This is a genomic window from Tardiphaga sp. 841_E9_N1_2 (genome assembly GCF_051811065.1).
Classification (GTDB): domain Bacteria; phylum Pseudomonadota; class Alphaproteobacteria; order Rhizobiales; family Xanthobacteraceae; genus Tardiphaga; species Tardiphaga robiniae.
The window spans coordinates 1,684,310-1,702,888 of record NZ_JBPWQC010000001.1; the positions used below are offsets into that span (position 1 = coordinate 1,684,310).

Here is an 18,579-nt window from a genome sequence, read left to right on the forward strand (position 1 = left end):
CATGTTGCCGATCACGCTTTCGTCTATAGCGGCTTGCACGACCGCTCTGCCATTAAAACACCGCATGATGTCCGCTAAAGAACATCATGACGGTTTTACGACAGCAACGATTCCAATGGCGATTGATCGCTCCACTGCCGGGATTTGCCGCGCTGCTGCTGGCGCCTGGTCTCGCCATTCACTGGGGCTTTCTGCCGTTCGAATATCGCATTCCCGCGTTGCTGCTGGTGTCCGTGCTGTGCATCGCGCTGTGCCTTCTGGCCGGCTTCTCGGTCGCGGAACTCGGCCTCAGCCGTCCCTCTGACATCAGGCACTGGCTGTTCTGTGCCGCGATCACGGCAGGCATCGCGGCAGCCATGGTGGCGCAGACCCGCTTTCTGACCTTCGACCACAAACCGCCGGTCTGGCTCAGCTTCGCGCCGTTCTATGTCCTGGTCTCGAGCCCCTGCCAGGAAGTCGTGTGCCGGTCTATACCGAAACTGATGACCGATCGGCTGCAGGTCAGGCCCTGGACCTATGTGATCTATTCCGCAGCAGTGTTCTCGCTGATCCATGTCGCCTATGGCGACAGCGTCCTGTTGCTCAACACGTTCCTGGTCGGCATCGTCTGGGGTTTCGCCTATCTGCGGATGCGCAACATCTGGCCGGTGATCCTGTCGCATGCCGCGATCGGCACGCTGGCCTTCTCGCTCGGGCTGGCCTGATTCAGATTTGCCTGAGCCTAGCGATCGTATCCGCCGCCGAAGCTGCTCTTGATCTGATGCAGCAGCGTCAGCACCCAGCATAGCGCAAAGGCTCCCGCGAGCCCGTAGGCCGTGCGGCGATCGATCACCGACAGGCCGGTCCAGAGATAGATGCGATAGAGCCAGAGGCCGGCGAGACCGACGCCTAGCAAACACACCAACAGCTTGACGAAGCGCGCATTGGCCACCCCCACCGCGGCAAACAGAATGGTCAGCGGCACCAGAAACAACTGGCAGATGGCGATCAGGCTCTCGTTCACAGGCGGCTCCAGGGAAACGCAAAAGGCGACTCAGAGTCGGGAGTTTAGGCGGCCAATTTCAAACAAATGGTTGCGGACGCATGCGGCAAATCGCTGTCGCAGCCCCATGAACCCGCCCGCTGCCGCCGCGACAAAGGATCATGACACCATCCTTGCCTCGCGACCTCCGCACCCTCGCCGTTGCCATGATGATGCTGGCCGCGCTCACATCACACGCGGCAGCACAACAGCCCTGCACCACCGCCCCGCTCACCCAATATGCCGAGGTGAGATCCACGCTTGCCGACGTCGCTAGACGCGGTCTGCGCGGCCGTCATTATTACGAAATCACTTTTAAAACCGCGTTCGACGGCGTCATCGTGCCCGATGCCCAGCGCGCCAAATATCCCGAAGAGATGACGTTCGTGCTGCAGCACCAGTTCGAACGACTGAACGTCACCGCGGATCGCTTCAGCGTCAACCTGTGGTTCAAGGGGATCAAGTCGCGCGTCACGGTGCCGTTCAACGCCGTCACCTATTTCGTTGATCCGTCGGTGAATGACCGGCGCGAATTCGACGTGGGTACGCCGGCGCGCGCCTGCGACAGACCGCAGTCAGGCTAGGCTGATCAGAAGCACATATTGCTGACCACGTTGCCGCGCTTGTCCTTGAGCACATAAGGGCACTTGATGCGCTCCAGCGCCTTCTTCGCATCGTCGTCGCCGAGCGCTGCGGCCTTCTCATAATAGGCCTTCGCGGCATCCTTATCCGACGCACCACCGCGGCCGCTTTGCGCGAACGCGCCCATGCGCTCCAACGCGCCCGCATGGTTCTGTGCTGCCGCCTTCTCGAACAGGCCGCGTGCCGCAACATCGTCTTTCGCGCCGCCGATGCCTTCCGACAGCATCATGCCAAGCTGATACTGTGCTTCGGCATTGGTCTCTGCAGATTTCGCCAGCAATTGCCGTGCGCGCACCGGGTCTGAACCCGCGCCTGCGCCTCCGGATAGTGCCGCAAGATTGCTGACGCCACGCGGATTGCCGGCTTCAGCCGCACGCTCGAACAGTTTGCGCGCCTGCGCCTCGTCGCGCGCGACGCCGGTTCCGTTGCCATAGGCGACACCGAGTTCGACCATGGCCGAGGTACTGCCTTTGTCAGCCGCCTTGCGCCATGCCGCGAGCGCCTCAGCTGCCTGCGCATTGGCCGCGTAAGCACGCCCGAGCTGGAACATCGCACGGCGCGACCCGCCGGACGCGGTCCGGCAGAATTTGATGGCGGTGGCAATATCGGCTTTGGCAATATCGGCCACGCCCTTCACATCGGCCGGCTTGTCGGGATCGGCAGGATCGGCCGCGAGGCGATCGCACAGAACCAGATCGGCGGACTGGGCCTGCGCGCGTGTTGGCGCGGACAGCACAGCCAGTCCGGCGGCGACGCCGAGCAAACAGATCAGAGCGGTCGCGCCGATACGCTGGGTCATGGATTTGTCGCCACCTGTGTCATTCGCCGGTGACATTACGGACAGGCGTGCACCCCATCAAGCCGTGCGCCAGCCTGGAACTTACACGGCCTTGCGGATCAGCTTCAGCACTGCCTGCAACCGCAGGCTCCGTTTGCCGGCCAGCGCCGTGGCTTCCAGTTCGGCACCGGTTTCGTCGCAGGTGCCGGAAAAGCCGATACCGATTTCATGGCCGCCAAAGACAGGGTTCTCGCCCTTTGCCGGCGTGTGTTCCTGATTGAGCATCTCGCCCTTCCAGCGTCCGTCCGCGGAGGAATAGGCGCCGAGATAATAGAAGAACGCGTCTCCGCCGAGGATGCGGCCGTCATGCAGCAGCATCACGCCGTTGAGCCCGCCATCGATGCCGTCGAGTGTGCGCAGATGGATCGAATACAGCCCGTTGGCGATGCCACCCGCACCGATCGGTCCGGCCGGAGGCATCTCGCCGTCATCGATCGTCGTCATGACCGACTCGAATTTCGCACCCGGCATTTGCGGCGACGAACCCTGAAAACGATAGGTGTCACCATAGGGCCGGCCGGTGACGCTGATGGTCGCCACATCCTGGCCGAGCAGCGAGGGATAGTTGGGATCGTTCATGTGGCGGCGGCTCTCGATCTCCGCCACCACCTCGTCACCCCGGAGCTCATAGCTGCCGATATGGGCAAAAGCGGAATTGCCGCCGAGCATGCTGCCATGCTCGACAAACATCACACTGCGACCGACCGCCTCATCAACCCGGTATTCGCATTTGTAGAAGCCCGTCCGCAACCCGTCATTCCCCTGCAGTGCCTTTCGCATTGTAGCGGAAGATGTGCAGTGGAGGAAAGCGCACCCGGCCAATTGGGGGCGATTCCAACAGCCTTGGACGCAGGCTACGCAATTCCTCGCCTTAGAATGGATCGAAACGGCGCATTCGTGGACCAGCAGCCCTCATCAGGCGTCTCCTTCCCCGGTCCCGGGCGTTACGAATGCGACGTGGCGTGCGGGCGCGATTCCGCTTCGTGCGATCCCGGTGCCAGCGGCGCCGCCTGATCGACCGTCGCTTCGCCATGCTGGGTCAGCGGACGGTTGCCTGCCATGGCGCGCAGCAGCACATAGAACATCGGCGTGAAGAAGATGCCGAAGGCCGTGACGCCGATCATGCCGGCGAACACCGCGACACCCATGGCATGACGCATCTCCGAGCCTGCGCCAGTGGACGTCACCAGCGGCACGACGCCCATGATGAAGGCCAGCGACGTCATCAGGATCGGCCGCAACCGCAGACGGCTGGCCTCGATCGCGGCCTGGATCGGTGTCCGCCCGGCAAATTCCAGCTCGCGGGCAAACTCCACGATCAGGATGGCGTTCTTCGCCGACAGACCCACCAACACGATCAAACCAATCTGGGTGAAGACGTTGTTGTCGCCCTTGGTCAACCAGACGCCGAACATCGCCGCCAGCAAGCCCATCGGCACAATCATGATGATCGACAATGGGAGTGTCAGGCTTTCGTATTGCGCGGCGAGCACCAGGAACACCAGCAGCATCGCCACCGGGAACACGATCAGCGACGAATTGCCGGCGATGATTTCCTGATAGGTCAGTTCAGTCCATTCGAAGTCGATGCCCTTGGGCAGCGTCTCCTTGGCGACACGCGCCACGGCGTCCTGCGCCTGGCCGGTGGAATAGCCGGGCGCCGCGCCGCCATTGATGTCGGCCGATAGGAAGCCGTTGTAGCGCATGGCGCGCTCCGGCCCTGCACTTTCCTTAACGCGCAGCAGCGTCGAGAGCGGGATCATCTCGTTGCTGTCGGAGCGAACTTTCAACTGGCCAATATCGTCGGCCCGCGCCCGGAATTTGGCGTCAGCCTGGACGCGCACCGAATAGGTGCGACCGAATTTGTTGAAGTCGTTCACATAGAGCGAGCCGAGATAGATCTGCATCGTGTCGAACACCGAAGTAACCGGCACGTTGAGCTGCCGCGCTTTGGTGCGATCGACATCCGCATAGAGCTGCGGCACATTGATCTGATAGCTTGAGAACAGACCGGCCAGCTCCTTCTGCTGCATTGCTTTGCCGATAAAAGCCTTGGTGGCGTCGTTCAGCGCCTCATAGCCGAGACCGGCGCGATCCTCGATCTGCAGCTTGAAGCCACCGATCGTGCCAAGACCCGACACAGGCGGCGGCGGGAACATGGCAATAAAGGCGTCCTGAATGCCGGCAAACTTCTTGTTCAGCGACAACGCAATGGCATTTCCGCTCAGGCTCGGATCCTTGCGTTTGTCAAACGCATCCAGACCGATGAAGACGATGCCGGAGTTGGACGAGTTGGTGAAGCCGTTGATCGACAGGCCCGGAAACTGGATCGAATTCTCGACGCCGGGCTCCTTCTGCGCAATCTCGCCCATGCGGCGGATCACCTCTTCGGTACGATCCAGCGTAGCGCCGTCGGGGAGCTGCGCAAACCCGACCAGATACTGCTTGTCCTGACCGGGCACGAAACCGCCCGGGACTGCGTGGAACAGATAACCGGTGACGCCAATCAGCAGAACGTAGATTCCCATCACCGCCGCGCGGCGCGAGACGACGCGCTTCACGCCGCCGCTATAAGCGTCGGAGCTTCTGGCAAAGAAGCGGTTGAAGCGGACGAAAAACCAGCCGAGCGTCTTGTCCATGAAGCGCGTCAACGCATCCTTCGGCGCGTCATGGCCCTTCAGAAGCAGCGCGGCGAGTGCTGGCGACAGTGTCAGCGAATTGAAGGCCGAGATCACAGTCGAGATCGCCACCGTCAGCGCGAACTGCTTGTAGAACTGCCCGGTCAGGCCGGTGATGAAGGCCAGCGGCACGAACACCGCGACCAGCACCAGCGCGATCGCGATGATCGGGCCGGTCACCTCGCGCATAGCCTGATAGGCCGCGCTCTTCGGATCGAGCCCGCGCTCGATATTGCGCTCGACATTCTCGACCACGACGATGGCGTCGTCGACGACGATGCCGATGGCCAGCACGAGGCCGAACAGCGTCAGCGCATTCACCGAAAAGCCGAACACATGCATCACGGCGAAGGTGCCGACCACCGATACCGGCACGGCGATCAGCGGGATGATCGAGGCTCGCCACGTCTGCAGGAACAGGATGACGACGAGCACCACCAGTGCGATGGCCTCGAGCAGCGTATGGATCACCGCCTCGATCGAGGCGCGAACGAATTGCGTGGGGTCGTAGACGATGTCGTAGGTGACACCGTCCGGCATGTTTTCCTTCAGCTCCTTCATCGTCTTGCGCACGTTGTCGGAAATCTGAATCGCGTTCGAGCCGGGCGACTGGAAGATCGGAACCGCCACTGCGGACTTGTTGTTCAGCAGCGAGCGCAGTGCATAGTCGGCGGCGCCGAGTTCGATACGGGCGATGTCGCGCAGCCGCGTCACCTCGCCATTGTCGCCGTTCTTGACGATGATCTCGCCGAACTCTTCTTCGGTCTGCAGGCGTCCCTGTGCATTGATGGAGAGCTGTAGATCGAGGCCTGGCTCATTGGGCGAACCGCCCACCTGCCCCGCTGCCGCCTGCACGTTCTGCGCACGGATCTCACGCACCACGTCGCCGGGCGACAGACCGCGCTCGGCGACCTTCTGCGGATCGAGCCAGACGCGCATGGAGTAGTCGCCCGAGCCGAACAGCTGAACCTGACCGACGCCTTCGATGCGCGCGAGGCGATCCTTGACGTTGAGCACGGCGTAGTTACGCAGATAGGTCATGTCATAGCGGTCGTTCGGCGACAGCAAGTGAACGACCATGGTGAGGTCTGGCGCGCTCTTGATCGTCGTCACGCCCAGCGCGCGCACTTCCGCCGGCAAGCGCGGCTCGGCCTGCGAGACGCGGTTCTGCACCAGTTGCTGCGCCTTGTCGGGATCGGTGCCAAGGCGGAAGGTGACGTTGAGCGTCATCCTGCCGTCGGTGGTCGCCTGGCTGCTCATATAAAGCATGTTCTCGACGCCATTGATCTGCTCTTCGATCGGCGTCGAGACCGTTTCCGCAATCACCTTTGGATTGGCGCCGGGATAATTCGCTGTCACCACCACGGTCGGCGGCGCGACTTCCGGATATTCGGAGATCGGCAGCACCGGCATCGACAACAGGCCGGCGAGAAAAATCACCGTCGACAACACGCCGGCAAAGATCGGACGATCAATAAAGAATTTTGAAAAGTTCATGGCGCTATTCCGTGATGATCCAGACCTGCGGGGCACAATGGCCCCGCGCGGCCGATTGCTCGACCTCGATGACGTGCTGTGTATTGGGAAGTGCGCCCTGCCCCCCTGCGGACAGGGCGGTCGTTATCAGTTCTGCGCAACGGCCTTGATCGAGACGAGAGACGCGGCGTTCATCGCCACCATCTCCGGCTTGATGGTCACACCCGGCCGCACGCGCTGAAGTCCGTTGACGACGATCCGTTCACCGGCTTTGAGGCCGTTGAGGATCACGCGCATGCCATCAACCGAGGGCCCCAGGATCACTTCGCGATATTGCGCCTTGTCCTTGGCATCGACCACCATGACGAACTTCTTGTTCTGGTCGGTGCCAACTGCCCGCTCGCTAATCAGCAGCGTCTGTTCTGCCTTCGGCTGGCCCATTGTGAGCCGCGCGAACTGGCCGGGCATCAACCGGCCATCGGCATTGTCGAACATCGCACGCACCCGCACCGTGCCGCTGCGCGGATCGACCTGATTATCGATGAACTGCATGCGGCCCTTCACCGGTGCGCTATCAGTGACGGTGGTCATGTGAACCGGGATGCGATCGATATCGCCCGGCGTCTTCTCGTCTGCCAGCGTCTTCAGCGCGCGCGACACCACCTGTTCGTCGGCATTGAAGCTTGCATAGATCGGATTGACCGAGACCAGCGTCGTCAGCAGCGGCGCGGACGGGCCGGCCGAAATCAGGTTGCCGACGGTGATCTCCACCTTGCCGACCCGGCCCGCGACCGGCGCGCGCACTTCGGTGTAGCTGAGATTGAGCTCGGCGGTCTTGAGCGCGGCTTCTGCAGCCTTGAGGTTGGCTTCGGCCTCACGATACGCATTGATACGATTGTCGAGGTCGCGCTGGGTGATGCTGGAGCTGGTCAGTTGCTGACCGCGGTCGAAATCGGCCTTGGTCAGGATCAGGCGCGCCCGCGACGCGGACACCTGTCCCTGGGCACGATCGACGTCGGCGGCGTAGAGCGCCGGATCGATCAGCACCAGAAGGTCGTCCTTCTTGACCAGCGCGCCTTCGCGAAAGTGGATCTCCTGGACGGCGCCTGCGACGCGGGAGCGAATCTCGACGCGCTCGATGGCCTCAAGGCGGCCCGAGAACTCGTCCGAAGGCGCCGTAGCCTTGGCTTCCACCAAGGCGACCGAAGCCTGAACAGCAGCGGGAACAACCGCGCCGGACTCGGCTTGAGCCGCTACGCTGGACAGATTCATCAGCGCCGCGCCGCCGCCAACGGCGACCGCCACCAATGCGATTCCGGCGCCAAAAGCGATCTTGCGAGGGAGATTATGTGCCATTGTGAACCCCATTTAATCTGCGTGGGCCTTGTAAAGCCCTGTCATTTCAGTAGCTAAGCTGTACATTCCGCGTCTGGCCGGTCCCGCCGGGCACCTCGCTGCAACGCACACATTCGTAACGTCCGGTATAGATGGACTATCGACATCCACTGTCAAGAGACTTATCTACTGAACGGTAGAAAACTTTGGAGGGCCCGTCGTGGCACTGGGACGTCCTCGTGAATTCGATACCGACACGGCCCTCGACCTCGCGCTGCATGTGTTCTGGCGCAAGGGTTACGAAGGCGCGTCGATGGCCGACCTCACCGAAGCCATGGGCATCACCAAGCCCAGTCTCTATGCAGCGTTTGGCAACAAGGAAGATCTGTTCCGCAAGGCGCTGGATCGCTACGTCGATGGCCCCGGCGGCTATTTCCGCACCGGCCTGGAGAAGGCCACGGCCCGCGAAGCGGTCGAACATATCCTCTACGAATCCGTTGAGGCGGTGACTGATCCCAGGAATCCCGGTTGTCTCGCGGTCCAGGGCGCCCTCTGCTGCGGTGATGCCGCGGAGACGATCAAGCAGGAACTGATGGCGCGTCGCTCGAAGAGCGAGGACGATCTGCGCCTTCGCTTCACACGCGCCCTCGCCGAAGGCGATCTGCCAGCCGACGCGGATGCCGGCGATCTCGCGCGCTACGTGTCTGCCATCTTGCAGGGCATGGCCGTGCAAGCCGCAGGCGGCGCACCGCGCGAGCAATTGCGAAAACTCGCCGACATGGCCATGCGCAGCTGGCCTCCGGTCTGAGCCGTCCGCCTGCATTTTATGCCGAGATCGCACAGCCGGCCTATTGTCCGCTGACAGCCGCTCCATCGAAACGCCTCTCGACAGTTTGATGACCGAGGTGCGCAATGCTGCCTCCCCCGCGAGGCGGTCGCCAAATCGCTGAGGTCGTGGCACATCTCCTGATATTGCATCGCAATATTTCCGCTTAGGAGAATACCTATCCGACTATCCCTTCCTATTCTCGCATTGGCTGCGGCATCCTTCGGCATCGGCACGACCGAGTTCGTCATCATGGGCCTGCTGCCCGACGTCGCGCGCAGCCTGTCGGTGACCATCCCGCAAGCCGGCTATCTCGTGTCGGGTTATGCATTGGGCGTCGTGATCGGCGCACCCATCGTGGCAATGGCGACCGCAGGCATCCCGCGCAAGACTGCTCTCCTGGCTCTGATGGCGCTGTTCACGATCGGTAATCTCGGCTGCGCCCTCGCGCCGGATTACTGGTTGCTGATGACCGCACGTGTGGTCACTGCGTTTGCCCATGGCGCGTTCTTCGGAATTGGCGCCGTCGTTGCCAGTAATCTGGTGCCACGTGAGCAGCGCACGCAAGCGGTGTCGTTGATGTTCGCCGGCCTTACGCTGGCCAATGTGCTCGGTGTGCCATTCGGCACAGCTCTGGGACAGGCCGCCGGATGGCGTGCGGCATTCTGGGCGGTCGTGGTGATCGGTATCGTTGCGTTCCTCGCGATCACGCGTTTCGTTCCATCGGGCATGCCGGGCACACGCGGCGGACTGGCGAAAGAGTTTCGCGCGCTCGGCCGCTGGCCGGTGCTGCTGCCGATGCTGATCTCGACCATGGCTTCAGTCAGCATGTTCAGCCTGTTCACCTACATCACACCACTGCTCGAAGAGGTCACCGGCCTGACGCCACACGGTGTCACTGGCGCACTGTTGGCGATCGGCGTCGGTCTCACCATCGGCAATCTGATCGGCGGCCGCCTCGCCGACCGCAACCTGCTCTCGACCATCATCGGTGCATTCATCTGTCTCGTCATCGTGCTCGGCGCGCTTGCGCATGTGGTGCACATGGCGCTGCCGACGCTCGCGCTGCTGATCCTGTGGGGAGGTATCGCCTTCGCGCTGGTCTCGCCGCTGCAGATCTGGGTGGTCGATGCGGCCACGGACGCGCCGAACCTCGCCTCGACCCTGAACCAGGGCGCGTTCAATCTCGGCAACGCCACCGGCGCATGGATCGGCGGCGTCGCGCTGAATGCCGGCATGCACTACGCGCAGCTTCCGCTGCTCGCAGCGCTCGTCGCCATGGCCGGGCTCGGGCTCACGCTGAGCAGCTTCATTGACCGCCGGATCTTGCCGGCGCAGATCAGTCCGGCAGAATAGCGCCGCGACCGCGTAAACACTTTTTCGCATTTTCAAGGAATCGATTTTGGCCCTCAGGCGCGACAGTTTCGCCTTCACTGCCTTTCTGGGCACATTGACCGCATTACCCCCTCTGTCGATCGACATGGGATTGCCGGGTCTTCCGGCGATCGAGGCGAGTTTCGCCGACGCCGCAGGACGCGGGCCGCTGACGCTCAGCCTGTTCCTGACGGGCTTTGCGATCTCGCCGCTGATCTGCGGTCCCTTGGCTGATCGCTTCGGTCGTCGTGCGACCCTGTTGGATGGGCTGCTGCTGTTCTCGATCGCGGCCGGCGCCTGCGCGCTCGCGCCATCCTTCACCGTGCTGCTCGTGTTTCGATTGCTGCAGGGCCTCGCCGCAGGCGCTTGCGCCATCCTGCCCTTCGCCATCGTGCGCGACCTGTTCGAACACGGCACGGCGCGCCACAAGCTGTCGCAGATCGCGGCGGTCCTCGGCATCGCGCCGATGATCGCGCCCGTGCTGGGCGGCTGGGTGATGACCGTCAGCGACTGGCGCACCATCTACGCGGCCCAGGCCGCCGTCGGACTTATCCTGCTGATCGTCGGCGCCATCAGCCTCGATGAATCCCAGCCGGTCGAGAAACGCCGTTCGCTCAACCCTAAGCAATTGATCGAGAGCTATCGCATGGTGCTGTCCGATCGCGTCTTCGTCGGCTTCTCCCTGCTCTACGCCTTCGCCTTCGCCTGCATGTTCGCCTTCATCTCGGGCGCGCCATCCGTGTTGATCGGCAGCCTCGGTCTCTCCACCACGATGTTTGCGCTGCTGTTCGGGTTGACCTCCTGCGGCGTGCTGGTTGCCTCGCTGATCAGCGGAAGCCTGAGCCGCCGCCATGTGGCCTCACGCAAGATCATCATGGCCGGTCTGCTGCTGATGATCGCCAGCGCTGTTGTAGCCGTCGCTTTGGTGCCTGCCGGCGCCATCACGACGCTGTCGTTGATGCCGCTGATGGCGCTCACGATCTTTTCCTTCGGCCTGCTTGCACCGAGCACCAACCACGAAGCCTTGCAGAACCTGCCGCATGTGGCAGGTGCGGCAGCCGGCGTGATGCGATGTATGCAGATGGTCATGGGCGCCTTCGCCAGCGCCATGATCGCGGTGTTCGAACCGTTCGGGCATCCGGCGCTGGTGATGACCGGCCTGATGGCCGGCATGGCGCTCGCCGCCGGCGCGATCTATCTGTGGCTATTACCCAAGGCCAATTCCGGGCAGGATCATCGCGCGTAACAGGAGTACCCCATGAACGGAAAGATCGTCGTCATCACCGGAGCGTCCGGTGCGCTGGGTCAGGTCGTGCTCGAACGCGCCGTTAAGAGCGGTGCAACCATTGCCGCCATCGACCATTCCGCCAAGACGCCGGCCTCAACGCCAGATCGCTTGCAGATCGGCGGCGTCGACCTCTCCGATGCCGCGCAAGCCGACGCCGCCATCGCTGCAGTGGTCAAACAATTCGGCAAGATCGACGTGCTGATCAATATCGCCGGCGCATTCACCTTCGAGAATATTGCCGACGGTAACAACAAGAGCTGGGAGACGATGCATCGGCTCAACTTGCTCACGGCTCTCAATGCCTCGCGCGCGGCAATCCCGCATCTGACGTCGTCGAAGGCCGGACGGATCATCAATATCGGTGCGATGGGTGCGCTACAGGCCGGCGCCGGCATGGGGCCTTACGCCGCCTCGAAGGCTGGCGTGCATCGGCTGACGGAAACGCTCGCCGCCGAGCTGAAGGGCAAGGTCACGGTCAATGCCGTATTGCCGTCGACGATCGACACAGCCGCGAACCGCCGCGATATGCCCAATGCCGATTTTTCAAAGTGGGTCACGCCGGACGAACTCGCCAGCGTGATCCTGTTCCTGGCGAGCGATGCGGCGAGTGCGTTGACCGGCGCGCTGCTGCCGGTAAGCGGACGGGTTTAGCCACTATTTGTCCCACGCTCCGCCCTCATCCTGAGGAGCGGCCGCTTGGCCGCGTCTCGAAGGATGATTGCATATCACCAACTCATGGTTCGAGACGCGCGCTAAAGTAGCGCGCTCCTCACCATGAGGTCGGAGCCCAGACTACCCGGCGTTGCCCCAGATCTTTTTCTTCTTGCCGAAAGCCGGCTTGGCAGCTGGCGCACCGCCATCGCGCTTGGCCTTGGCGACGTAGGGCGGCTTGTCCGCGCGTGGTTTCTTTTCGAACTTCGGCTTGCCTTCGTAACGCGTGTCTTCGCTGCGGGGCTTTGCATAAGCCGGCTTGTCGGCGCGCACCGGATCGTATTTCGGCTTGCCGTCGAACTTGGGCTTGCCTTCATACTTCGGCTTGTCGTCGAAACGCGGTTTGCCCTCGTAGCGCGGCTTGTCGCCCTGGTAAGGCTTGTCGCTCTTCGGCTTGTCCTTCCAGGACTTCTCCTTATAGGCACCCTTGTCCTTGAAGTCCGGACGGTCGCCATCGGATCTGAAGCTGGGCTTGCGCGGGCGCTTGTTGGAATAGTCGCGATCTTCCGGCGCCGTGCGGCTCGATGCGACCGCGCCTTCCGGACCGTTAGCTAGCGGCTCGATGTGGATATTGTCTTCCTTGTCCGGACGCTTGATCATGGTCGCGAACTTCTCAGCCGCGGCTGCCGAAATCTCGAATTCCGAATTGCCGTCATAGATCTTGATCGCGCCGATATCGGCCTTCTCGATGCCGCCGCGACGGCAGATCATCGGCAGCAACCAACGCGCTTCGGCATTCTTCTGCCGGCCGATGGCGACGCGGAACCACTTGGCGCCCTCGCCCATCGGTTCGCTCTTCTTCGGGGTCTTGCGGACCGGAGCGCCTTCTTCGTCCCGGCGACGGCTGCCGGGGCGATCCTCGCGACCGCGGAACGTGCCGGGATCCTGCACATCTTCCGGCGACGGAAGACGCGAACGATACAGCCGCGCCAGCGCCGCTGCGATCTCCTCGGCCGAACGCTCGGCGAGCATCGCGCGCGCCAGCGTCAGATCGTCCTCGGTGGACTCTTCAGTGAACAACGTATCCTGCAGCATGCGCTGCTGATCGAGCACGCGGATTTCCTCGACGGTCGGCGCTGATCCCCAGACGGCATCCGTGCCAGCGAGATTGAGCAGCATCTCGGCGCGGCGACGGCGCGATGGTGGCACCAAGAGAACACTGACGCCCTTGCGGCCGGCACGGCCAGTACGACCCGAGCGATGCTGCATCACTTCCGGATCGTTCGGTAGGTCGGAGTGAATGACGAGACCGAGATTGGGCAAATCGATACCGCGCGCAGCCACGTCGGTGGCGACGCAAACCCGTGCGCGACCATCGCGCAGCGCCTGCAGCGCGTGAGTACGCTCGTTCTGCGACAGTTCGCCCGACAGAGCGACGACCGAGAAGCCGCGCTCCAGCAGAACGGTCTGCAGATGGTTCACCGCATTGCGGGTGTTGCAGAACACGATGCTGCTCGGCGATTCAAAATAGCGGAGCACGTTGACGACAGCGTGTTCGACGTCGTTCGGCGAAATCCGGATCGCACGATATTCGATGTCGGAGTGACCGCCTTCGGTGCCTGCGACTTCGACGCGGAAGGCCTGCTGCTGATACTGCTTGGCGAGATTGGCGATGCCGCGCGGCAGCGTCGCCGAGAACAGCAGCGTACGGCGGGATGCCGGCGTGGTCTTGAGGATGAACTCCATGTCCTCGCGAAAGCCCATGTCGAGCATTTCGTCGGCTTCATCGAGCACCACGGCCTTCAGTTCGGAGACGTCGAGGCGGTTGCGACGCAGATGGTCGCAGAGACGCCCGGGCGTACCGACAACGATGTGCGCGCCTGCGGCCAACTCGCGCTGCTCCTTGCGCGGATCCATACCGCCCACGCAGGAAACGACGCGTGCGCCGGCATATTGATAGAGCCAGGTCAGTTCGCCATGCACCTGCAGCGCGAGTTCGCGCGTCGGCGCGACGATCAGCGCCAGCGGCGATCCCGCCTTCGGCAGCTTCTCCGCGCCTTCGAGCAGATTTTCGGCAATCGCCAGACCATAAGCGACGGTCTTGCCGGAGCCGGTCTGCGCAGACACGAGAAGATCGCGACCGACAGCATCGTCAGCGAGGACGGCGGCCTGGACGGGGGTGGATTCATTGTAGTTGCGCTCAGCCAACGCGCGGGCGAGCGACGGACCAGTCGAGAGAAATGACACAGATGTAAACCTTGCTTGCAGCGGACCGCGTCGCGGTCGGACTCATTGGGATCCACGGGATCAATACTTGGGACCAAACGGAAACGAATCTGCCGCCCTTCAGTTGGCGGTCACGTCGGGTCCAGGAGTCCGGTGCGTATCGGGATCGACGGAGCTTTACGCTGCTTCGCAGCAAAAGGCCAATCATTGCTGCCATGTGCCGGCGAAATCAGGCTAAATGAGGTTAACCCTCACAGAATTGCGCCAGCACCGGTATTTTGTCGCTCAAATTTCGCTTGGAGGCTTTGTAACGTCCTCTTCCGTCTTTGGCCCCTCCTGCTTGAATGGCACCAGGAGCCACAGAGTCAGGAAGGTGAACAGCGAGATGACGACCGCCACGTCATAGGCGCCGAGGCCCACGGCAGCGCCAGTTGCGCCGGTTGCCCACAGACTGGCTGCAGTGGCGGTACCACGCACTGAGCCATTGTCTTTCAAAATGGCGCCGCCGCCGATAAATCCCATGCCGGTCATCAGACCTTCGATGATGCGCGCCGTGCCTTCGGGATGACCGTTCAGAAATCCCTCGGTCGCCTGGACGATGCCGCAGGTGGCAAGCGCCACCAGCGGAAAGGTGCGCAGCCCGGCGCTGCGCTCGGCGCGCTCACGATTCCAGCCGATGGGAAGCGCCAGAACATAGGCGATCGACATGGCGATCAGATGCGGCAACAGACCAAAGCTGTCCGACATTTCCAGAAGCGTCTTCACCGGGTCTCCGATCGCACAGGGATAAAGCCCCTCGGGTGTCGCCGCGGGCCAACCCGGATAAACTCCGCCGGTGAGTCGCGGTTGCAGCGACGCATCGTCTCATGGACTTCGACTTGGACGTTCGATTTGGAAACTTCGCTCTACCTCCCGGTGAAACGCTTCCTCGAAGGCCTTGGCTTTACCGTCAAAGGCGAGATATCAGGTTGCGATCTCGTGGCGCTGAATGGCGATGATCCGCCAATCGTCGTGATCGGCGAGCTCAAGCTCAGCTTCAATCTCGAACTGATCCTGCAGGCTGTCGATCGCGCCGGCGCCTGTGATGAAGTCTGGGTCGCCGCCAAGCTCTCCATCCGCGGCAAGGGGCGCGAAAGCGATGCGCGCTACCGCAACCTGTGCCGCAGACTCGGTTTCGGCATGCTCGGAATTACGGAAGCCGGCGGTGTCGAGGTTCTCGTCGCGCCTGCCACTGTCGCGCCCCGACGCAATCCGAAGAAGCGTTCACGCCTCGTTACCGAACACAAGAAACGTCAAGGCGATCCTGCCCTTGGCGGCAGCACGCGCGCGCCGATCATGACGGCCTATCGTCAGCAGGCGCTCGCTTGCGCAGCGATGCTCGTCGTCGGTCCGCGCAAGGTGCGTGAGCTCACGCCGGATTATCCGGATGCGCAGAAGATCCTGCATCGCAACGTCTATGGCTGGTTCGAAAGTCCGGCGCGCGGCACCTACGCGCTCACCGATGCGGGTTACGCGGCGCTGAAACGTTGGCCGCAACCCCAACGGGATACCGCCCCGCCATCCGCTTTGTCGTAAAGCTACCGATCAAACTCTTTCTCGTTTTCCGGGAACAAGTTTGCATGGCTGCTTTGTCGCGGTAATTCCATATTGCAATGCAACAACAGCTCCCTTAGGTATCGCAAATCAACACTGAGGCGAGCGATGAGCGAAGACTGGAACACGAAATATGGAACGCGGCGTGTGCGACGCGATCCCCCGACCCTGGAAGAAGCCATCTTCGCCGCGATGGGTATCACCGAGGATCTCGACCAGCAGGCGGAGATCGCCGCGTCGCTAATGGGCATGCCGTTCGACGCCGTGCAGGCCGAAGTGAAGAAGGCGAATCGTTCGACTGGCACGCTACGCGTCACCCGCGTCATCGCGGGCGAGCAAGGCGCTCAGCGTTCGGTGGTCGTGGAACGTCGCGTGACGCGCAAATTCGGCAACGACAAGCGCATCTGATTTTGAGGGCGCTCACAGCCCTCCCCGCAGTCGCAAAAAAGGCCTCGTTCACCACGAGGCCTTTTTCTTTGTCGCGATAGTTTCTTGGCTCAGGACGATTTGCCCCAGCCGGCGAGCTTCAACCACAGACCCCAATAGGCCCGGTTATAGTCGGCCACCGCGCGCGCCACATCGAGCGCCGAGGTCTTGGGCTGCGGCGCGACACCAGCGCCCATGGGATCGCGCAGGTCTATAACTCCCGTGGATTCGCCGTGCCGGAACGACAGGTGCGCACCGAACTTGTTGGCCAGTGCGCGCATCGCATCGTTCTGCGCGCCGGTGGTGATGCGCAGCCTCGCGTAGCCCATCGACCGCGCCTTGGCGATCAGCTTGGTGAACAGGATGCTGCCAACGCCCTTGCGGCGCACGATCGATTCAACGCTGAAGGCGATCTCGGGCAGCGAGTCCGGCGACAGGTCGGCTTGATGCAATTCAGCGGCGCCGCGTACGACGCCATCCTCGAAGTAAACGAGAATGACGGTGCCGGTATTGACGGACTTCTCGGCGTAACGTGCGACCCATTCGTCGTCGAGCGAACCGTTGAAACGATCGCGGCGGCTTTCGCGGTCCAATCTCAAGAGATGATCGCGGAACAGCGGCAGCTCGCGGGCTGCAAGGACACGCACATGTCCGCGGGCCGGAGCGCGTGTCGAAATGGCAATGGTGGTAGCTGCGTCTAACATGGTCAAAATCCTCAAGTTGCCCTCGAGGAAAGCGTCGATTCCCTAGACATCCTATATTGTGCGACGCACCATAAAATACAAGGGCGCAGATGCCGCACCTGCCAGCGCCCACTGCAGGTGAGCCATGCAATTATCCAGCATTAACAAAACCTTAAGCGCGACATGCCACCGCCTTACAGCACCAGTTGGGTCTGCGTCACGACGCCGACCAGCTTGCCCTCTTCGGTCTCGATTCGGGTCTGCCATACCTGCGTTCTGCGCCCCCGGTGAACCGGCGTTGCGATCGCGCGCACGATGCTTCCTGCTTTCGCCCCGCCTGTGAAATTGGTCTTACTCTCGATGGTCGTCGTTCCCTTGGCGCCCTCCGGCAGATTGATGACCGTCGCCGCCGCACCAACCGCGTCGGCGAGCGCCATCACCGCGCCGCCATGGATCGTATGGCCGAGTGTGCACAGGTCCTCGCGCACCAGCATTGTGGCAACGACGCGTTCCAGGTCGGCGTCGGTAAAGGTCACACCCATCGAGACGGAAAACGGCATCGCGAGGCTGTGAATCTTGTCGAGTGGCGTCATACTGGCATCGTCTCCCTGCAACCTGTCTCGCCTATCGTCGTGCGGGCTTAATGAAATTTCACGACACAACACCCTGCCGTGACAAGCTCTTTGTTAACAGGCATATCGACGTCATGCGCCACTTCCCGCCACGCCGGATCGTCTGCCTTACGGAAGAGACCGTGGAGACGCTGTATCTACTCGGCGAGCAGGATCGCATCGTCGGCGTTTCCGGCTATGCGGTGCGGCCTCCGCAGGTCCGGCGCGAAAAGCCGCGGGTGTCCGCGTTCATCTCGGCCGACCTGCCGAAGATCCTCGCACTCGATCCTGACTTGGTGCTGTGCTTCTCCGATCTGCAGGCTGAAATCGCCGCAGACCTGACGCGCGCCGGCATCGCCGTTCATGTATTCAACCAGCGCGACATCGCCGGCATTCTGGCGATGATCCGCACGCTCGGCGCGATGGTGGACGCGAGCGAACGCGCAAATCAACTCGCAACGCAATTTGAGCTGCGACTTTCCAGCGTCAAAGCTGCGGCAGACTTGCGGCAGACGAAGCCACGCGTCTATTTCGAGGAGTGGGACGATCCGCTGATTACCGGGATCGGCTGGGTGTCCGAGCTGATCGAGATCGCCGGCGGCGAAGACGCTTTTCCGCAGCTTCGACATCAGAAGGCAGCGAAGGATCGCATCGTCATGCCTGCCGACGTGATTGCCGCGGCCCCCGATGTGATCCTCGCCTCGTGGTGCGGCAAGAAAGTCGTGCCCGATAAAATCCGACAGCGACCGGGCTGGAACACGATTCCTGCCGTGCGCGACAATCGCATCTATGAGATCAAATCGCCGCTGATCCTGCAGCCAGGACCAGCAGCGTTGACGGACGGCCTCGACGCGATCGTCGCGGCGCTGTGGCCGTAACCGGCACGAGCGCCGACGCCGTCATCTGAGATG

18 protein-coding genes are annotated in these 18,579 nt (G+C 62.3%); 9 read left to right on the top strand and 9 right to left on the bottom strand.

The window, feature by feature from the left end:
- The first annotated feature begins 86 nt into the window (after positions 1–86).
- Positions 87–704, top strand: coding sequence for a lysostaphin resistance A-like protein (locus AB8A50_RS08035; RefSeq protein ID WP_439077357.1), 618 nt, complete (start codon positions 87–89; stop codon positions 702–704).
- A gap of 17 nt (positions 705–721) precedes the next feature.
- On the opposite strand, the gene AB8A50_RS08040 is transcribed toward AB8A50_RS08035, so the two are convergent.
- Complete coding sequence (locus AB8A50_RS08040) at positions 722–1,003, bottom strand: hypothetical protein (protein WP_089263998.1); 282 nt, start codon at positions 1,001–1,003, stop codon at positions 722–724.
- 140 nt (positions 1,004–1,143) lie between these two features.
- Between AB8A50_RS08040 and AB8A50_RS08045 the strand changes: the two genes are divergently transcribed.
- Positions 1,144–1,605: a ClpXP protease specificity-enhancing factor SspB gene (locus AB8A50_RS08045; protein WP_439077358.1), complete on the top strand. Its 462-nt coding sequence runs from the start codon at positions 1,144–1,146 to the stop codon at positions 1,603–1,605.
- Between the two features lie 5 nt (positions 1,606–1,610).
- Here the strand turns inward: AB8A50_RS08045 and AB8A50_RS08050 are convergent, their stop codons facing one another.
- The 4 genes from AB8A50_RS08050 to AB8A50_RS08065 all read right to left on the bottom strand — a co-directional run bounded on the left by AB8A50_RS08050 (position 1,611) and on the right by AB8A50_RS08065 (position 8,011).
- Positions 1,611–2,462: a tetratricopeptide repeat protein gene (locus tag AB8A50_RS08050; protein ID WP_439077359.1), complete on the bottom strand. Its 852-nt coding sequence runs from the start codon at positions 2,460–2,462 to the stop codon at positions 1,611–1,613.
- 81 nt (positions 2,463–2,543) lie between these two features.
- Entirely contained in the window at positions 2,544–3,251 is a 708-nt protein-coding gene (locus AB8A50_RS08055) for a GrlR family regulatory protein (RefSeq protein ID WP_093759064.1), read from the bottom strand.
- A gap of 194 nt (positions 3,252–3,445) precedes the next feature.
- Positions 3,446–6,676 (bottom strand): efflux RND transporter permease subunit, encoded by a 3,231-nt coding sequence (locus AB8A50_RS08060; protein ID WP_093758337.1) that lies wholly within the window; start codon positions 6,674–6,676, stop codon positions 3,446–3,448.
- A gap of 126 nt (positions 6,677–6,802) precedes the next feature.
- Positions 6,803–8,011, bottom strand: coding sequence for an efflux RND transporter periplasmic adaptor subunit (locus AB8A50_RS08065; protein WP_093758336.1), 1,209 nt, complete (start codon positions 8,009–8,011; stop codon positions 6,803–6,805).
- A gap of 199 nt (positions 8,012–8,210) precedes the next feature.
- Here AB8A50_RS08065 and AB8A50_RS08070 point away from each other — a divergent pair, with 199 nt between their 5' ends.
- The 4 genes from AB8A50_RS08070 (at position 8,211) to fabG (ending at position 12,129) form a co-directional block, all read left to right on the top strand.
- Entirely contained in the window at positions 8,211–8,798 is a 588-nt protein-coding gene (locus tag AB8A50_RS08070) for a TetR/AcrR family transcriptional regulator (protein WP_068736841.1), read from the top strand.
- A gap of 270 nt (positions 8,799–9,068) precedes the next feature.
- The gene (locus tag AB8A50_RS08075) at positions 9,069–10,172 is read left to right on the top strand and encodes an MFS transporter (RefSeq protein ID WP_439079937.1); all 1,104 of its coding nucleotides are present in this window, start codon (positions 9,069–9,071) and stop codon (positions 10,170–10,172) included.
- 46 nt (positions 10,173–10,218) lie between these two features.
- A complete protein-coding gene (locus tag AB8A50_RS08080; RefSeq protein WP_439077360.1) occupies positions 10,219–11,436 on the top strand; it encodes a multidrug effflux MFS transporter in 1,218 nt (405 codons plus the stop codon).
- A gap of 12 nt (positions 11,437–11,448) precedes the next feature.
- The gene (gene fabG, locus AB8A50_RS08085; protein WP_439077361.1) at positions 11,449–12,129 is read left to right on the top strand and encodes a 3-oxoacyl-ACP reductase FabG; all 681 of its coding nucleotides are present in this window, start codon (positions 11,449–11,451) and stop codon (positions 12,127–12,129) included.
- A gap of 141 nt (positions 12,130–12,270) precedes the next feature.
- On the opposite strand, the gene AB8A50_RS08090 is transcribed toward fabG, so the two are convergent.
- Positions 12,271–14,376, bottom strand: a complete 2,106-nt coding sequence (locus tag AB8A50_RS08090) for a DEAD/DEAH box helicase (protein ID WP_439064028.1) — start codon at positions 14,374–14,376, stop codon at positions 12,271–12,273.
- A gap of 264 nt (positions 14,377–14,640) precedes the next feature.
- Positions 14,641–15,120: an MgtC/SapB family protein gene (locus tag AB8A50_RS08095; RefSeq protein ID WP_439077362.1), complete on the bottom strand. Its 480-nt coding sequence runs from the start codon at positions 15,118–15,120 to the stop codon at positions 14,641–14,643.
- A gap of 126 nt (positions 15,121–15,246) precedes the next feature.
- Between AB8A50_RS08095 and AB8A50_RS08100 the strand changes: the two genes are divergently transcribed.
- Both AB8A50_RS08100 and AB8A50_RS08105 read left to right on the top strand, forming a co-directional pair.
- A complete protein-coding gene (locus tag AB8A50_RS08100; protein WP_089263989.1) occupies positions 15,247–15,930 on the top strand; it encodes a DUF2161 domain-containing phosphodiesterase in 684 nt (227 codons plus the stop codon).
- Between the two features lie 126 nt (positions 15,931–16,056).
- Complete coding sequence (locus AB8A50_RS08105; protein ID WP_089263988.1) at positions 16,057–16,356, top strand: hypothetical protein; 300 nt, start codon at positions 16,057–16,059, stop codon at positions 16,354–16,356.
- An 89-nt stretch (positions 16,357–16,445) separates the two neighbouring features.
- Here the strand turns inward: AB8A50_RS08105 and AB8A50_RS08110 are convergent, their stop codons facing one another.
- A complete protein-coding gene (locus tag AB8A50_RS08110) occupies positions 16,446–17,078 on the bottom strand; it encodes a GNAT family N-acetyltransferase (RefSeq protein WP_439077363.1) in 633 nt (210 codons plus the stop codon).
- Between the two features lie 173 nt (positions 17,079–17,251).
- The gene (locus AB8A50_RS08115; RefSeq protein ID WP_439071973.1) at positions 17,252–17,650 is read right to left on the bottom strand and encodes a PaaI family thioesterase; all 399 of its coding nucleotides are present in this window, start codon (positions 17,648–17,650) and stop codon (positions 17,252–17,254) included.
- Between the two features lie 113 nt (positions 17,651–17,763).
- Here AB8A50_RS08115 and AB8A50_RS08120 point away from each other — a divergent pair, with 113 nt between their 5' ends.
- Positions 17,764–18,546 (top strand): cobalamin-binding protein, encoded by a 783-nt coding sequence (locus AB8A50_RS08120; protein WP_439079938.1) that lies wholly within the window; start codon positions 17,764–17,766, stop codon positions 18,544–18,546.
- Positions 18,547–18,579: the final 33 nt, after the last annotated feature.

Bases quoted from the DNA above. Each gene is read 5' to 3' on its own strand.
- AB8A50_RS08065 (WP_093758336.1), bottom strand. From the start codon at position 8,011: ATGGCACATAATCTCCCTCGCAAGATCGCTTTTGGCGCCGGAATCGCA.
- fabG (WP_439077361.1), top strand. From the start codon at position 11,449: ATGAACGGAAAGATCGTCGTCATCACCGGAGCGTCCGGTGCGCTGGGT.
- AB8A50_RS08075 (WP_439079937.1), top strand. From the start codon at position 9,069: ATGGGCCTGCTGCCCGACGTCGCGCGCAGCCTGTCGGTGACCATCCCG.
- AB8A50_RS08045 (WP_439077358.1), top strand. From the start codon at position 1,144: ATGACACCATCCTTGCCTCGCGACCTCCGCACCCTCGCCGTTGCCATG.
- AB8A50_RS08035 (WP_439077357.1), top strand. From the start codon at position 87: ATGACGGTTTTACGACAGCAACGATTCCAATGGCGATTGATCGCTCCA.
- AB8A50_RS08120 (WP_439079938.1), top strand. From the start codon at position 17,764: ATGCGCCACTTCCCGCCACGCCGGATCGTCTGCCTTACGGAAGAGACC.
- AB8A50_RS08060 (WP_093758337.1), bottom strand. From the start codon at position 6,676: ATGAACTTTTCAAAATTCTTTATTGATCGTCCGATCTTTGCCGGCGTG.
- AB8A50_RS08115 (WP_439071973.1), bottom strand. From the start codon at position 17,650: ATGACGCCACTCGACAAGATTCACAGCCTCGCGATGCCGTTTTCCGTC.
- AB8A50_RS08050 (WP_439077359.1), bottom strand. From the start codon at position 2,462: ATGACCCAGCGTATCGGCGCGACCGCTCTGATCTGTTTGCTCGGCGTC.
- AB8A50_RS08110 (WP_439077363.1), bottom strand. From the start codon at position 17,078: ATGTTAGACGCAGCTACCACCATTGCCATTTCGACACGCGCTCCGGCC.
- AB8A50_RS08105 (WP_089263988.1), top strand. From the start codon at position 16,057: ATGAGCGAAGACTGGAACACGAAATATGGAACGCGGCGTGTGCGACGC.